Source organism: Spirosoma areae, assembly GCF_054781775.1.
Genome location: NZ_BAAGTT010000037.1, coordinates 79,578 through 93,972, shown reverse-complemented (window position 1 = coordinate 93,972; position 14,395 = coordinate 79,578). Strand labels below are relative to the sequence as shown.

The 14,395-nt window shown below is 46.4% G+C and carries 13 protein-coding genes; 9 read left to right on the top strand and 4 right to left on the bottom strand.

What is annotated here, in order from left to right:
• Nucleotides 1-379 precede the first annotated feature (379 nt).
• Nucleotides 380-2,680: a tetratricopeptide repeat-containing sensor histidine kinase gene (locus tag ACYVI1_RS22855; RefSeq protein ID WP_460913157.1), complete on the top strand. Its 2,301-nt coding sequence runs from the start codon at nucleotides 380-382 to the stop codon at nucleotides 2,678-2,680.
• Nucleotides 2,670-4,652: a sigma 54-interacting transcriptional regulator gene (locus ACYVI1_RS22850; protein WP_460913156.1), complete on the top strand. Its 1,983-nt coding sequence runs from the start codon at nucleotides 2,670-2,672 to the stop codon at nucleotides 4,650-4,652. The genes ACYVI1_RS22855 and ACYVI1_RS22850 overlap by 11 nt, the downstream gene beginning before the upstream one ends.
• A gap of 47 nt (nucleotides 4,653-4,699) precedes the next feature.
• Here ACYVI1_RS22850 and ACYVI1_RS22845 read toward each other — a convergent pair whose 3' ends face one another.
• Genes ACYVI1_RS22845 through ACYVI1_RS22835 form a run of 3 tightly spaced genes read right to left on the bottom strand, consistent with a single transcriptional unit; the run spans nucleotide 4,700 to nucleotide 6,326 of the window.
• The gene (locus ACYVI1_RS22845) at nucleotides 4,700-5,320 is read right to left on the bottom strand and encodes a pyridoxamine 5'-phosphate oxidase family protein (RefSeq protein WP_460913155.1); all 621 of its coding nucleotides are present in this window, start codon (nucleotides 5,318-5,320) and stop codon (nucleotides 4,700-4,702) included.
• A 39-nt stretch (nucleotides 5,321-5,359) separates the two neighbouring features.
• Nucleotides 5,360-5,728, bottom strand: coding sequence for a hypothetical protein (locus tag ACYVI1_RS22840; protein WP_460913154.1), 369 nt, complete (start codon nucleotides 5,726-5,728; stop codon nucleotides 5,360-5,362).
• A gap of 46 nt (nucleotides 5,729-5,774) precedes the next feature.
• Entirely contained in the window at nucleotides 5,775-6,326 is a 552-nt protein-coding gene (locus ACYVI1_RS22835) for a hypothetical protein (protein ID WP_460913153.1), read from the bottom strand.
• A gap of 370 nt (nucleotides 6,327-6,696) precedes the next feature.
• Between ACYVI1_RS22835 and ACYVI1_RS22830 the strand changes: the two genes are divergently transcribed.
• The 4 genes from ACYVI1_RS22830 (at nucleotide 6,697) to ACYVI1_RS22815 (ending at nucleotide 11,218) form a co-directional block, all read left to right on the top strand.
• Nucleotides 6,697-7,935 (top strand): Pycsar system effector family protein, encoded by a 1,239-nt coding sequence (locus ACYVI1_RS22830; RefSeq protein ID WP_460913152.1) that lies wholly within the window; start codon nucleotides 6,697-6,699, stop codon nucleotides 7,933-7,935.
• A gap of 124 nt (nucleotides 7,936-8,059) precedes the next feature.
• Nucleotides 8,060-8,671, top strand: coding sequence for a porin family protein (locus tag ACYVI1_RS22825; protein ID WP_460913151.1), 612 nt, complete (start codon nucleotides 8,060-8,062; stop codon nucleotides 8,669-8,671).
• A gap of 39 nt (nucleotides 8,672-8,710) precedes the next feature.
• Nucleotides 8,711-9,301, top strand: a complete 591-nt coding sequence (locus tag ACYVI1_RS22820) for an RNA polymerase sigma factor (RefSeq protein WP_460913149.1) — start codon at nucleotides 8,711-8,713, stop codon at nucleotides 9,299-9,301.
• A 30-nt stretch (nucleotides 9,302-9,331) separates the two neighbouring features.
• The gene (locus ACYVI1_RS22815; protein ID WP_460913148.1) at nucleotides 9,332-11,218 is read left to right on the top strand and encodes a monovalent cation:proton antiporter-2 (CPA2) family protein; all 1,887 of its coding nucleotides are present in this window, start codon (nucleotides 9,332-9,334) and stop codon (nucleotides 11,216-11,218) included.
• Nucleotides 11,219-11,292: 74 nt separating this feature from the next.
• On the opposite strand, the gene ACYVI1_RS22810 is transcribed toward ACYVI1_RS22815, so the two are convergent.
• Entirely contained in the window at nucleotides 11,293-11,952 is a 660-nt protein-coding gene (locus ACYVI1_RS22810; protein WP_460913147.1) for a BON domain-containing protein, read from the bottom strand.
• Between the two features lie 572 nt (nucleotides 11,953-12,524).
• Between ACYVI1_RS22810 and ACYVI1_RS22805 the strand changes: the two genes are divergently transcribed.
• From ACYVI1_RS22805 to ACYVI1_RS22795, 3 genes are all read left to right on the top strand, one after another.
• Entirely contained in the window at nucleotides 12,525-12,998 is a 474-nt protein-coding gene (locus ACYVI1_RS22805) for a nuclear transport factor 2 family protein (protein WP_460913146.1), read from the top strand.
• 56 nt (nucleotides 12,999-13,054) lie between these two features.
• Complete coding sequence (locus tag ACYVI1_RS22800; RefSeq protein ID WP_460913145.1) at nucleotides 13,055-13,639, top strand: DsbA family protein; 585 nt, start codon at nucleotides 13,055-13,057, stop codon at nucleotides 13,637-13,639.
• A 243-nt stretch (nucleotides 13,640-13,882) separates the two neighbouring features.
• Nucleotides 13,883-14,377, top strand: a complete 495-nt coding sequence (locus ACYVI1_RS22795; RefSeq protein ID WP_460913144.1) for an HAD family hydrolase — start codon at nucleotides 13,883-13,885, stop codon at nucleotides 14,375-14,377.
• Nucleotides 14,378-14,395: the final 18 nt, after the last annotated feature.

The following is a 14,395-nucleotide window of genomic DNA, read 5'->3' as shown; positions in this document are numbered from 1 at the left end:
GAGTTTTTCATGGAGACTCCATCCTATTGGAGTTAAATGGAGGAGTTTTGGCCGTTATTGCCTGCCTATCTGAAGGGTAAGAATTATTCCAGTTAACCTACTAAAGATTAAAAGGATAAATAGCGGTCCTAAAACAAATAACCTTATCTGATTAATAAGCTATAAATCAATACATTACCAATAAAGCAAAAAAGTTTTACCAGTTATATAGATAGTCTTATCCTACCTGACACATATAAACGTACTAGTAAATTATAAGGCTGGTTCTCAAGTTGCTAGCTCGTTCTTACTGTAGAAAAACTTACTGGCTCAGCAGGACTCCGAACGTCAGGTCAGATCAACCCTAAGATGGCTTGTTGGTTATTGATCTTCATCGACTATGCGACACGTTGGCTTTCGACGCTTCCTGCTCTGGTTTATAAATTTAATGTTGCTGGTTGGTACGATTGGAGCGCATCCGAATCAGCCAGGTAAAGTCGATAGCCTGAAAAAGGCCCTTTCGTTAGCTATCTCTGACACGAACCGGATCAAATTATTAATAAAATTGGGTCATAGTTACGTAATCAAACCCGGAGAATTTGCCATTGATCTGGACACCGCTTTACAGCTCAGTCGGAAGGCTTACGGGCTTAGTCGCTCAATAGGTTATTTAAAAGGACAGGGATTAAGTTATCTGCTTGCCGCACAGTCAAACCGTGAAAAAGGCAATAAACAACTGGGTATGCTATTCAACAAGCGGGCTATTAACCTCCTGGCGAAGCTTGGCACGCCAGAAGATCAGGCGGATACATACATCGAGCAGGCTGCTTATTACACCATTTCCAACCAGGATATTATTCAGCAAATTCATCTTTACAAAAGAGCAGTCAGGCTCCTACAGCGATCAGGAAATAAACTAAAACTGGCTGATGCATTAGCGTACCGGGGCGACTTGTATCAATTACAAAGCAATAATACACAGGCGCTTAAAGACCTTCATTACGCGTTAAGGCTTTATCGTTCAATTGGTTACACTCACTTACAGGAAATATATGATTTGTTGGGATTCGTATTCAGTAAGATGGGTGACTACGAGGAAGGAATCAAATATGGTTTGTTGGCCATGCAAACTGTGGAGGCCGCTAACGACACTGTTAAATTAGCTAAAGTTTATAGTCGCCTAGGGAATACGTATCATGAATTGAACCAACCGGCGAAAGCACTCCTCTATTACAGTAAATCTCTGCGTAGCGCTCAAACGCAACATCGCAGGAGCACGATCATTGTGCTGGCTACTACGATCAGTGCCATATTGGATAATTACGCAGGGGAAGCCGTAAAAAAACTGAAAATAGATGAGGCTTTAGCCCATTTACAGGAAGTTATAAAAATACGCCCGGCCGACAGGAATGACATTGACTGCCGCATGGCTATAGCAACCTGTTACGTAAATTATTACAGTAAATTCTCTCATGAATACGTCAAAGCACAACAATATTGTGACCAACTGGAAGCAATGCTTCAAGCCAACCTAGGGCGGGATTACCATCTCTATATTCATGGGGCATTAATTCCGTTTTACGTAAGCAGTAAACGATACGAAAAGGCCCAGCTACTGTTAAGTGCAAACGAAACTCTTTGCCAGGAAGCACATTATGCTAAAGAACTGTCTATCAATCATTTGTGGTGGTTTAAGTTGGACTCCGCACGGGCTAACTATGTCCCGTCGATTACCCATTATCAGCGCTACAAGACCCTGAATGATTCATTGATCAATGAAACGACAAAGCAGCGAACGGCCCTGTTCGAGGTGCAATACGAAACCCAGGAAAAAGAAAAGAAGATTATAGGCTTGCGGCAGGCTGGTAAATTGCAGGAGATGAAAATACAGAAAGCAGAATCGACCCGCAACTTTATCATAATCGGGGCCCTGATGCTAATGCTGTTACTGGGGTTAAGTTATAATCGGTATCGGTTGAAGCAGCGCAACAACCAGCAACTTCAGGAACGGCAGGAAGAAATCAACCAGAAAAACACCACGCTCCAATTACTGCTGACCGAGAAAGAATGGCTCTTGAGAGAGATTCATCACCGGGTCAAAAATAACCTTCAGGTGGTCATGAGCCTGCTGAACTCCCAGGCCAGTTACCTCTCCGATGATACCGCGTTGTCGGCTATCCAGGAGAGCCAGCACCGGGTGCAGGCCATGGCCCTGATCCATCAGAAACTCTACCAGTCCGAGCAGGTGGCCCGCATTGCAATGCCGGCCTACATCCAGGAAATGGTGGCCTACCTACGGGATTCCTATGACCTGCCTCAGCCTGTCTATTTTCAGTTCGCCGTTGACCCCATTGAGTTGGATGTTACGCAGGCGGTCCCGTTAGGCTTAATTATCAACGAGGCCATTACCAACGCCCTCAAGTATGCCTTTCCGGATAGTCGTTCTGGTACAGTAAAACTTTCGTTGCTCCGGTTAGAGCAGCGTTCATATGAGCTTACGATTGAAGACGATGGGATTGGCTTGCCAGCAAGCTATAATCCCACACAAAGTAACTCGTTAGGAATGACGCTGATGCGTGGCTTCAGTGAGCAATTGGGTGGAGAATTGCAGGTGAATAGCCACCCCGGATTGACGATTACCTTAGCGTTTGGCGATGAGCAATTAAATCCTACGTTTACCAACACCGATCATGCCTATTAACACAACCAACCTCCAGCACCTTAAGCAAACGATTCTGATTGTGGAGGACGAGTTTGCAGTAGCCAACGATTTGCGCCTTATCCTGGAGAGAGCAGGCTACATGGTTAGCGGGATTGCACTATCGGTAGCCAAAGCACTGGAAATCAACCGCCAGCAACGGCCCGATCTGGTATTGGTCGATATCCATCTGAAGGGCGCTGAGACAGGCATTGACCTGGCCCGTCAGCTTAGTGAGGACAATATTCCCTTTGTGTACTTATCGGCCAATACCAACGTCAGTATTCTGGAAGCAGCGAAGGCAACCAAACCGTACGGTTTTCTGGTTAAGCCCTTCCGCGAAAAGGACGTGCTGGTAGCCCTGGAGATTGCTCATTACCGCCACGCCCATAGTGTTGAGGTTCAGGTACGGCAGGAGCAGGCCTTGCAGATTGCGATTACGGATGCGCTTTCGGAGGAGGCCGACTGGAAAGCGCGGCTATTAACCGTTGCCCGGCTTTTCCAACCCCACATTCCGTTTGACTACTTCATCATAGGGCTTGAGAACGATATGACCCTGAATACGTTCCGGTCCTGTAGTTTCTTCCGGGCGGGTCAGGACGAATATCAAACGATTCAATCAGATACCTTTTTACAAATGACCGGCCTGACGTTAGATAAATACCATCAGATCCGTGCTCAATCGCAGTTAGACCGATTAGCCATTTACAACGGGGATGATTTTGACGCGAGCTGCCGCAAAAATCCTTTAAGACAGCTCATCGCTAAGACCTTCCGGTTGTACTCCAACTTGATAATGCCCATCAAAACGGCTCATAGTGGAGATTTTTACCTCTCGTTCTTCAGCCGTCAGCCGGACACCTACCAGCCTCAGCACGAAGCATTACTTCAGCGGTTAAAACCCTCCCTAACGCTGACGGTAGACCGGTTGATGGCGTTTGACAAGATCGAACAACTCAGTGAGCAACTGCGTCAGGAGAATACCTACCTACAGGAAGAAGTAAAGACAGGGGCCAACTTTGAGGAAATAATTGGGACAAGTCCTGCTTTATTAGGCGTGTTTAAGAGCATTGAACAAGTTGCACCGACTGATTACACGGTGTTGATTCAGGGCGAGACCGGGACCGGTAAAGAGTTGATTGCCCGTGCTATTCACAACCGCTCAACACGCAAAACAAAACCCCTTATCAAGTTGAATTGTGCTGCACTGCCTGCTAATTTGATCGAATCAGAATTATTTGGTCATGAGAAAGGTGCATTTACAGGCGCTACCGATAAGCGAATTGGTAAGTTTGAACTGGCAAATGAGGGCACTATTTTCCTGGATGAGATTGGTGAGTTACCCCTCGAACTGCAACCTAAACTCCTGCGGGTCTTACAGGAAAAAGAAATTGAACGGGTTGGCGGCAAGGGGCCCATCCCTTGTGATGTACGGGTCATTGCCGCCACCAACCGTAATCTACAACAAGAATCCGTTGTCGGACATTTTCGTCAGGACCTGTATTACCGGTTGAACGTATTTCCCATTAACTTGCCTTCCTTACGGGAACGGAAGCAGGATTTGCCCCTACTGAGTACTTACTTTTTACAAAAGATTGCAAAAAAGCTGGGTAAGAAGCTAACCGGCATCTCGGAAGCCTCATTACGGCAGATGAACGACTACCACTGGCCGGGTAACATACGCGAGTTAGAGCACTTGCTGGAGCGGGCCGCGATTATGAGCACTACCCCTGAAGTGTCCCTAATCGAACCGCTTGCTGCCAACTTGATGCCGGCACCATCGCCTATTTCGCTCAACCAGTCCTTCAGTCTAGTTAAGCCGTTTGATCAGGCCGAGCGGGATAATATTCTGGTCGCCTTAAACATGTCAAACTATCGAATCCGGGGAAGAGGTGGTGCGGCTGAATTGCTGAACATTAAACCCACTACGCTGGAGGCCAAGATGGTCAGGATGGACATAAAACGAAATAGATAGTCATACAAGACTGGGGTTCGACAAGTTTCAGATTATCGGGTTCCAATTTAGGATAAAACGTTCACCCTCTGGCGCAACCGGGCCACCTCCGCTTCCAGGCTTTGAACGTATTCATCCCGTTCAGCCATTGCTCCCGCTATCTCTTCAGCGGTATATCGGGGGGTGATGTGCTGTGGGCAGTTCCAGTCATAGGATTTTACGGTCAGAACCATCATTCGTTCGGGACGGTGAGGATAGTCGGCAGGATCGAGTAAATTGAACAGGTCGGGCTGGTCAGTCAACTCAATTATACTGGCTTCGGCATAAATTTTTAACCGGGCTCGTCGGGGGTAATCAACCATAATTAAGGACACCTGTGGACGAGTCAGGATATTACCCACCGAGATGTACTGGCGATTCCCTGTGAAATCAACAAAACCAATGTGGACTTTGTCAATCACCTTTGCAAATCCTTTTGGGCCGCCCCGATGCTGAATATAGGGGAACCCATTTTCACCGATACTCGCCATATAAAAGCTGTCGCGTTCAGCAATGAACCTGGTTTCCTGCTCAGTAAGGCCATCAAGGTAGGCGTACTTTTCCTGACGGGCATACGCACTTCGGCTACCGAAACGCTCCTGAAGTTTTTTTACCGGGTCTGTAAAGGCAAAGTTTGAGTAGTTCTGCATGATAATCTGAGGTTACTGTTTATCGGAGGGTTAACATGATTACTTGCGTACATCTTCGTCATAACGGGTGTAGCCGACGGTGATGCCCAACCGAACGAATCCATATTGCTGATTGAAGTAAATATTATACGGGTCTTCTCCGTAGTACCCCACTGTAGCAAACACGCCCGTATCGCGACCGAATGGCGGAATGTAATAAAGGCTAAGTTCAGCGTTAAGCCGTTTTCGAACATCCGTAAAACTGGACCCATCCAGTTTATTGATGGCATAGGAGGCCTTCCCACTGATTCGCAACCATTCCGATGTGACCGACGATTTATGGAGCGTGGTTAGCGTCGACGAACTTCGATGGAAGCGCCGGTAAAGAGCCTGCCCTAACAGACGTGTGAATCCATAGTGATCTTTCAAGCCTTCAGAGTGGTGGAAGAACGGCGCGTGCCAGCGGATACCCAAATTATAGTTGGTTCCGTAATGGTGGCGATGATACGTACCCCTGGTAAAGGCCTTGTACATAGTTCGTCGCAAAATCGCCGGTTTCGGTGTTGTACGTTCCATTTAAGCGCAAGGCATCGCCATCCTGTCCATTGGAATGGTGATACACCTGGCCTTCAAGGTAGTGATAGCGGACCGTCTGATGGGTTAGTCGGTAAAAAGCCCGTAGACCAACCCGATAACTGGGTGTACCTACCGGCGAGGAAGTACCATCCCGAATCCGGACGGTGAAACGGGGGGTGAAGGCCAGTGCCAGCCTTGAGGTACGCGTAGCCAGCACAAAGAAATTAGCAATCAGTTCACTGTTGAGCACATACTTGCTGGGTGCTCCGAGTTCACCTTTCGGCGACAGGTAGGACATATCCGTATTACTTCGATATAGCTCGATATAGCGGTGATTCTGTAATTGAATCGAATCAGATCGAAGGGCGGGGCTACTCTGTGCGCAAGTGAGCGGATAATACCACAACCAATTCAGAAAAAATAAGGCAGTAAGTAAGAAGTTGTGTTTCATGGCAAACGGGAATATTGGGTAGTTCACCTTCCATACCATGTAATATGCCAGAAACCAACGGTTGATACGAACTCTCTAAAATGCATCGCATTGGGGAATGGACGCGTATTTTTATCGGGTTACCACTGTTTCAGATAGCTGCTATTTAATAGTTCTCCAATTTTGGTGAAGGGTTTTGTCCAATTTTTCGCATGATTTTGGAGGATTTGGGAAATTGTTTCAGACAGACAAATTGATGACTCAGCGTAACTAACTGATAAACAGCATTTTTTAGCAACACTGGTTAGCTGCTTCGTATTGGTATGTCAATTGGTATAGAGTTGATGCCCCGTCACAATGGGTATTCATCACGACAAATCAGGCTTACCATATGGAATCGACCGCGCGATTGACCAGCCCAGCAAAGCGTCCTCTCCATGGACGACACAGGCATAGAAATATCGTTAAGAAGGCCCGAAAATATGTTTTTGTCCTCTATAACAAGTACGTATCGACTGACCGCTATTTCCATACCTACACGCGGGCGTTTGAGGTTGTCAAGTCCTGTAAGGAACTGGCTCGTATAATGGCTTTACCCGACGAGGCTTGTGAAGTACTCCTTTTGGCGGCCTGGTTTGTAGACATTAAGTACGTCAATATTGATCAGGAGACTAAATCGGACAGTGTTGCTATTGCACAAGCCTTTTTGGAAGAGTACGGTTACCCAGCCGCCAAAACTGAACAGGTGATAAGCTGTATTCAGTCAGTAGAAGATGCCCAGCCGCCCCAAATGCCCTTGGCTGAACTGCTTAACGACGGTTATTGGCTTTATCTGGCGCAACGAAATTACGTCCAGCAGGCCGAATTGATCCGGGCTGAGCAGGAAAGGTTATCAGGTCGAACGTTATCAGATGAACAGTGGATACGCCAATGTTTGGATGATTTTACCAGGCATCCCTTCTATACCGAGTTTGCCCAGCGGGAATATAGCCGAAAACGGGCCGAAAACAGGTTGGCATTGGATCATAAGCTTCGAAAGCTGATCCCTTCCGCCAGCCCTGATCATAAAGAAGATAACCGATTGTCGTTTCGGGATATTGAGGATGCGTTCAAGCTAACGTCACGGAACTTCGTTAATCTGGTGGGTGTAGCTGATCGAAAAGCGGGGTTGTTGATTCATGTCAGTTCAATCATCATCTCTATCGTTTTAGCCGTATTACTCCGCCATCTGACCGATAACTCAATGCTTTTGGGTCCAACCGTTCTACTCCTGATCGTTTGTTCAGCAACCATCGCATTTGCCATCCTGGCGAGCCGGCCTACCCACCTAACCAATCGGTCAATTGCTCAAACCGATGAGCCAATCCTGTTTTTTGGCAGCTTTGACAAGACCGATCCAGCCTTTGAGCGCATCTCCTGGGAAACCTATTGCAACCAGGTTAAACACCTTAGAGCAAATGACAAAGAAGCCCTCTTCAATCAGATGTCAGGTGAGCTGTATCAGACTCGACGATTACTTAGCCGAAAATTTCGGCATTTGTCCTACGCGTACCTCACCTTTCTAATCGGCATGGTCGTGTCGGTACTGGCCTACATTATCGCGGTATTACTCCAAAATCCAACAGCTTGAGTGGTCGGTTATCCGACTCTTGACGGTGTTAAAAACGTAGCTAATCTTTCCCAGACGGTGGTGGTTGCGGACGGGGTCCGTTCGTCCTTCCATCTTTATTTCAAACAATAAACAACAACTAATCATGAACAAATTTGTATGCACAGTTCTGCTGCTCACCGGATTAGTGAGCAGCACATGGGGGCAGATCTCACTGGTTCCCAAAGCCGGGATAAACCTGGCCCGTATTGCCTTCGATCAGACCGACAACAAAGACACACGAACAAGGGGGGTGTTTGTTGGTGGCATCGGGGTCTTGATTGGTTCGCCGTTCAGCGTTTTTTCGCTGCAACCCGAGGTGCTGTTTACTCAGAAAGGGTATCAACGCGCTACGAATAATCGAATGACGGTCAATTACATTGAGATTCCGGTGATGGGTCGCCTAAGCGTAGGGAGTAAGCAGACCCGGATTTATCTGGGTGCTGGCCCCTCTTACGGGTATGCCATCGGTGGTAAGAACCGGGGAGCGGATGGAAAAGATGTCAAATTAACGTTTGGCGACGGAAAAAATGAAGTAAAACGTTCGGACTGGGGTCTGCAATTTGGTTTGGGTCTTAATCAGAAATTGGGTTATGGCTCGCTACAGGTCGAAGGCCGATACGGATTGGGTTTGTCGAACATCAGTACATCAGAGTCTCACAATCGGGTCATCTCCTTTACGGTAGGGTACGCTATTCCACTCACCAGCCGATTGTAAGGTAAAGGACTACAATATTCCAACTGCAGCCCGCTGTCTGTGGAAAGATTTTATAGCGTTGCTGCTGGCTACTTTCCTGATTCCATTCGCAATAGCGCCTATCGCAATAACAAAATAACCATGACAATGAACGATGTACACGCCGATTTTACGCACCAGATTACCCAGATTAGGGGCAAACTGCACCAGTACGCTCTACAGATAACCAAAAATTCTGAAGACGCGAAAGATCTGGTGCAGGATACCCTGTTAAAAGCCTATCGATACTGGTATACATTCAAGCCTGACACGAACCTGAAGGCTTGGCTATTTACCATTATGCACAACACCTTCATGACCCAGTGTGACCGGGTAAAGCGAAAACGCCGGGTACTGGTTCAAAAACCATTTCATGAGTTAGGCGACTTGACCGGTGGTGCCTTACCCAATGGAGCCATTAGTAAGGCCGTAATGGACGACATTAAATCAGCTATTGCTCAGTTGGTGACAGAATATCGCGAACCTCTCCAACTGCACATGGATGGCTTTAAGTATTACGAGATTGCACGTCAGCTATCTGTACCATTGGGCACCGTGAAAAATCGGATTTTTATTGCCCGCAAAGAATTAAAACGACGACTACGGACCTAATTTTTTATTCACTCTTTCTGCTTACGTACCATGCAGGAATCCTTTTTCTTTCAGGCGATGGTGTTTCTGGCCGCAGCAGTCTCCATGGTGCCTATTGCTAAAAAGGCAGGGTTAGGCGCTGCATTAGGCTATTTGTTAGCGGGTGCTTTCATCGGGCCGGCCTGTTTACACATCGTTGATCATGAAGGAGCTGCTATCATGCGTTTTGCTGAGTTTGGCGTTGTCATGTTATTGTTTGTAATAGGCCTCGAACTGGAGCCTTCCCGCCTATGGCGTTTGCGGAGTGCTATATTGGGTATGGGTGGTCTGCAAATCGCCGTTACATCCGGGGTACTGGCTGGCCTGGCCATACTTTTTGGTGTTGAGGGCAAGCAGGCTTTGGTACTGGGCCTAATTCTATCCTTATCATCAACAGCCATTGTTCTCCAGGCACTTAATGAAAAAGACTTGTTACCCACAGCGGCTGGGCAAAGTTCGTTTGCTGTATTGCTGTTTCAGGATATCGCCGTGATTCCCATGCTGGCCTTGTTTCCTCTTCTGGCTGGCTCAGCGGTAACTAATCAGGGAAATGGCGGTCAGGAAAATGCCAGCCTCATTGATCCTCTGCCAGGGTGGTTACAACTTTTGGTTTCGTTAGGCGCCGTAGCGGCCATTATTATTGCTGGACGCTATCTGACTTCCCCTATTCTACGTATCGTTGCCCGCACGGGCATGCGGGAATTATTTACAGCCACGTCACTATTAATCGTTGTAGGTATTACCGTCCTGATGACATCAGTCGGCTTAAGCCCCGAATTAGGCGCGTTTTTGGCGGGTGTTGTGCTGGCCAACAGTGAATACCGGAATGAGCTGGAGAGTGATATTGATCCGTTTAAAGCCTTATTGCTGGGATTGTTTTTTATGGCTGTGGGGGCATCCATCAATTTTAATCTGATATTGGCTAACCCACTGTTGATATTGGGCCTGGTGCTTGGCATAATGGGCTGCAAAATGACGGTGTTATATGGATTGGGGAAAATGTTTCACCTATCTATTGACCAACGTCTTATTTTCAGTGTCGGGTTATGTCAGGTAGGTGAATTTGCGTTTATATTGTTTAGCTTTTCAAACAGGGAAGGTATCCTAAGCCGTGAGTTAACCGCTATTTTAACGGTTGTTGTGGCGTTCAGTATGATTCTTACGCCCTTACTCATGCTGCTGACCGAGAAGTTTCTCCTACCTGCACCAAAGATCAAAAAAAATGCGGATGACAACGCGAGTGACATAGTGCCCCGTGACAACCCGGTAATTATTGCCGGATACGGCCATTTTGGAAATACAGTTGGGCGCTTTCTGCAGGCTAATCATATAGGGACGACGGTACTGGATATAAACAGTGACAATGTAAACTGGCTCCGCCGATTAGGGCTTGACGTGTACTATGGAGATGCCTGCCGACAAGATTTACTGGAAATAGCAGGAGCGGCCAACGCTAAACTGATCGTTATCGCAATCAGCAATGAGAAAAAGCGACTGGAGTTAGTTGAGATGATTAAGAAAAACTTTCCTGATCTACACATTCTGGTGCGGTCGACCAATCGCAATGATGCTTATGAATTAATGAATGCTGGTATGCTGCACATTTATCGCGAGACGCTCGATACCAGTCTGCGCCTTGGCGTCGATGCGTTGACGTTGCTTGGACACAGCCCTGCCGAAGCATCACAGGCCGCCCAAACATTTTTTATTCACGATGAGCGAACATTAAAACGATTATCGGTGATCCGAAATAAAGACGAATACGTTAATGTCGTTCGCGAAACTATAGTCGAACTGGAACGGGTAATTCAGGCAGACCTTAACATTGAACCTCTTTTGCCGGGTAATGATCATTGGAATGGATCACCGTTCATTTCCAATTTGAAAGGTCCTCTATAAAAAAAGCAGCCCAAATTCAGGCTGCTTTTTCCGATTTACTCAACCTCCCTACTCACACACTTTTTACTAAGTCCTTAAACAAGAACATTCAGGTTGTTATTTACATGCCAGACACCGGGAGCTGCCCAAGCCGCAGACTCGGCTGCGTCGTACTCACTCCACGAGCGCACGGTTCCAGTAAGAAAGGCCTCGTTACCGGCTGCATCGACCTCGATGGCATTTGCTTCCACATTCGCATTTCGTTCGAGTGCCTTTTTGATTCTGTTTTTAATCTCGGCAGCACCGAATGACAACGTGGGTTTTAACGTGATTAAATTTATTACGCCCTTAGTCCCCGCCAGATAACGTACTGAATCTTCAGCGGCTTTCTTTCTAAAATTCCAATCAACCTGGCCCTGTAGGGTTATAACTCCATTTTCTACTTTTATACGGATGGCATCCAATGGTACAGAAGAATTCCATTTAAGCGCGTTCACGGCGGCTTCCGCAATATCCTGATCAGTGTGAGCATTCCGGCCGGGTAACTCGACGACGATGTCCTGTACTACAGCTTTCACTCCCGCCACCCGCCTGGTAGCCTGCTCAGCATTATACTTTTCGAGGTAATTGTCTACCTGACCGCTCAGGGTTACTACACCATCTGTAACAGCAACGCCAATATTGGCTGCATTGAGGGAAGGCTCCCAGAGCAATTCTTCTAAAACATCGCTCTGTACGTCTGCATCAGTTTTCATACGATTCAACAGGTTAACTATGAATTGATTAGTTATAAAAAGGTATTTTATGAGAGAGTAAAAAATTCTAAAATCTCAATACACCCGCACTCTAATAGATGAAGCGGGTTAAATAAGGGGTAAGAAAAAAAGTGCCAGAAATCGTACAGATTGACAACATCTGGTTAAAGCCACGTTCAGCCGCCAAAAATGGCATTAAAACTATTTCAGTTGATAATGGCTGGATAAGTCAATTTCGGAAAAACTCTATAATAATTGGAGACTCCATCAATTCATCTCCATTCAAGTAGAGTTCCCATACGCAAATAGAACTAAAACGGTATACTATTCTTAAATCAAAGAAATATCTCAATAGAATCAGTATTGAATTTTTACTGGCAGAATACTGACGATTTCTCTACATATACATAAATAACATACTGATATTTAGAGTATTAACATTTTCATAATTGTAGCTATCTCAGCCACACTCTTATTCATCAGGCAGGTTTTTTGGCTTAAGTCGAGATACTTGACTGCCCTGGCCCTTCTGTTGCTTGCTACTGGTAACACCTTAAAACCATTCATTCATCATGAAGTTACTGGCCGACTTTCTCCGCAGCCTATTTGGCCCTTCTCTTGCTACATTGGTTGGCGATCTTCATGTTCGTCTGCTTAATGACTGGATTCTGAAATCCGATGCTTCGTTTATCCACCCTCGCTGTCTGTGGAAACTGGCTAGTGGACACCCTTGTGAAGGTGTCTACGAAGGCCAGGACTTCTATGACCAGTACATGCGGGAAATTAACAGTGTCTACCCGGATTGGCATGAAATCGTTAACGAAATTATTGGCTCCCCAGTTGGCGGAATCGTTGTTGGTGAATACCAGTTTCGGCACGAAGTAAATGGCCTCTGGTACACAGCCCCATTTACCCATTTCTACCGGATTCATCAGGGAAAAATAGTAGGGATTCGGTATTACATGGGCGAGGTAAGTATTCATCTGCATCGCTCGCAGAAGCTTATAGATCTGTCAGCACTTTACGCTTTTCACTCACTTAATTAACCCCTGCCGTTTATTATTTCTTTCCCTTCATTAAGCGCCACTTTTTACTAACTTCTATGCATTCACTATCAAACAAATTTCCCACGGAAACCCACGCATTGGGAAACGCCGTAGAGTTGATTGAGTTTGTTGACTTCGCCTGTTCCCGTTGCCGTGCCACCAGGGAGCTTCTTGATACCGTTTTCAATGCGTTTACTGGTCAGCTAACGTATACCTTTTGCTATTTCCCCAATCCTCGAAATGAATCCTCGACTCTGGCTGCGTTAGCCGCCGAAGCGGCTCGTCGGCAAGGGTATTTTTTGCCTATGTTCCAGGCTTTATTCACCCAGCCCGCTATTAATCGTACCACTCTTTCCATCCTGGCCATCTATTTAGGTATGAACTACAATCAATTCATCAAAGATTTAGACGATGAACAACTACGGCTATGCATAGAAACGGATCAGCAGGAAGGCCATCGGCTTGGGGTAACCAATACGCCTACTCTCTTTGTGGGCGGGCAACAGTTTCATGGGAAATTGACCCAATCCCGTTTGACTTCGATTATCCGTTCTCATTTGAGCCGTAGTAACCGGTCCATTCTGAGTAAAGTTGACTCAGCAAGTGGTACAATTTGCTGGGGGAAGGGAGAATGGGGCTAAGTTCGTAAAGTCAATTTTCAAGAAGGCATTGTTACTGCAACCCAGCCAATATATCGACATTCATGCCAACGTTTAGAAATAAGATTACGAAGTGCTCCTCTATCTGGTCGTGGTATTAATCATCAGTTCGCATAAACAATTGGCTCTTCTATGGCTCCGCTCTTTGGCAATCCTGCTTTAACCATTTCTCTTTTGGCGTACTTCAGGGGCTGACATCTGTACGCTTTTTAACCTAAAATGAGCATGCAAAACCCAGCAGAAAGAAGCCAACTCATCACAACCTTATTCCTGGACATTGGTGGTGTATTGCTGACGAACGTATGGAGTCAGCAATTTTGTAAGCTGGCCGCCGAGACATTTGGTCTGGACCTGATGGAATTAGAAGAACGGCATCAACTAACCTTTGATACGTACGAAATAGGCAAGTTCACAATGAACAAATACCTCAGTCGGGTCATGTTTTACGAACCCCGCTCGTTCACGATGGATACTTTTCGGGAGTTCAAGTTCGCACAGTCAAGACCTTACCCCGACATGGTCGCGCTGGTCCGCCAGTTAAAGGAGACGTACCGGTTAAAAATAGCGATGGTGATTAATGAAGGCCGCCAACTCAACGTCCACCGAGTTCAAACGTTTAGACTAAACGAATTCGTGGATCTCTTCATCCTTCGTTCACTTCCGCAAACCCGACGCCGATATCTTTCGAATCGCCCTCGACATTGCGCAGGCTCCCGTTAGTCAGGTAGTCTATATTGA

Excerpts from the sequence above, each read along its gene's own strand:
- ACYVI1_RS22855 (WP_460913157.1), top strand. The coding sequence starts at position 380 with ATGCGACACGTTGGCTTTCGACGCTTCCTGCTCTGGTTTATAAATTTA.
- ACYVI1_RS22850 (WP_460913156.1), top strand. The coding sequence starts at position 2,670 with ATGCCTATTAACACAACCAACCTCCAGCACCTTAAGCAAACGATTCTG.
- ACYVI1_RS22845 (WP_460913155.1), bottom strand. The coding sequence starts at position 5,320 with ATGCAGAACTACTCAAACTTTGCCTTTACAGACCCGGTAAAAAAACTT.
- ACYVI1_RS22835 (WP_460913153.1), bottom strand. The coding sequence starts at position 6,326 with ATGAAACACAACTTCTTACTTACTGCCTTATTTTTTCTGAATTGGTTG.
- ACYVI1_RS22830 (WP_460913152.1), top strand. The coding sequence starts at position 6,697 with ATGGAATCGACCGCGCGATTGACCAGCCCAGCAAAGCGTCCTCTCCAT.
- ACYVI1_RS22825 (WP_460913151.1), top strand. The coding sequence starts at position 8,060 with ATGAACAAATTTGTATGCACAGTTCTGCTGCTCACCGGATTAGTGAGC.
- ACYVI1_RS22815 (WP_460913148.1), top strand. The coding sequence starts at position 9,332 with ATGCAGGAATCCTTTTTCTTTCAGGCGATGGTGTTTCTGGCCGCAGCA.
- ACYVI1_RS22810 (WP_460913147.1), bottom strand. The coding sequence starts at position 11,952 with ATGAAAACTGATGCAGACGTACAGAGCGATGTTTTAGAAGAATTGCTC.
- ACYVI1_RS22805 (WP_460913146.1), top strand. The coding sequence starts at position 12,525 with ATGAAGTTACTGGCCGACTTTCTCCGCAGCCTATTTGGCCCTTCTCTT.
- ACYVI1_RS22800 (WP_460913145.1), top strand. The coding sequence starts at position 13,055 with ATGCATTCACTATCAAACAAATTTCCCACGGAAACCCACGCATTGGGA.
- ACYVI1_RS22795 (WP_460913144.1), top strand. The coding sequence starts at position 13,883 with ATGCAAAACCCAGCAGAAAGAAGCCAACTCATCACAACCTTATTCCTG.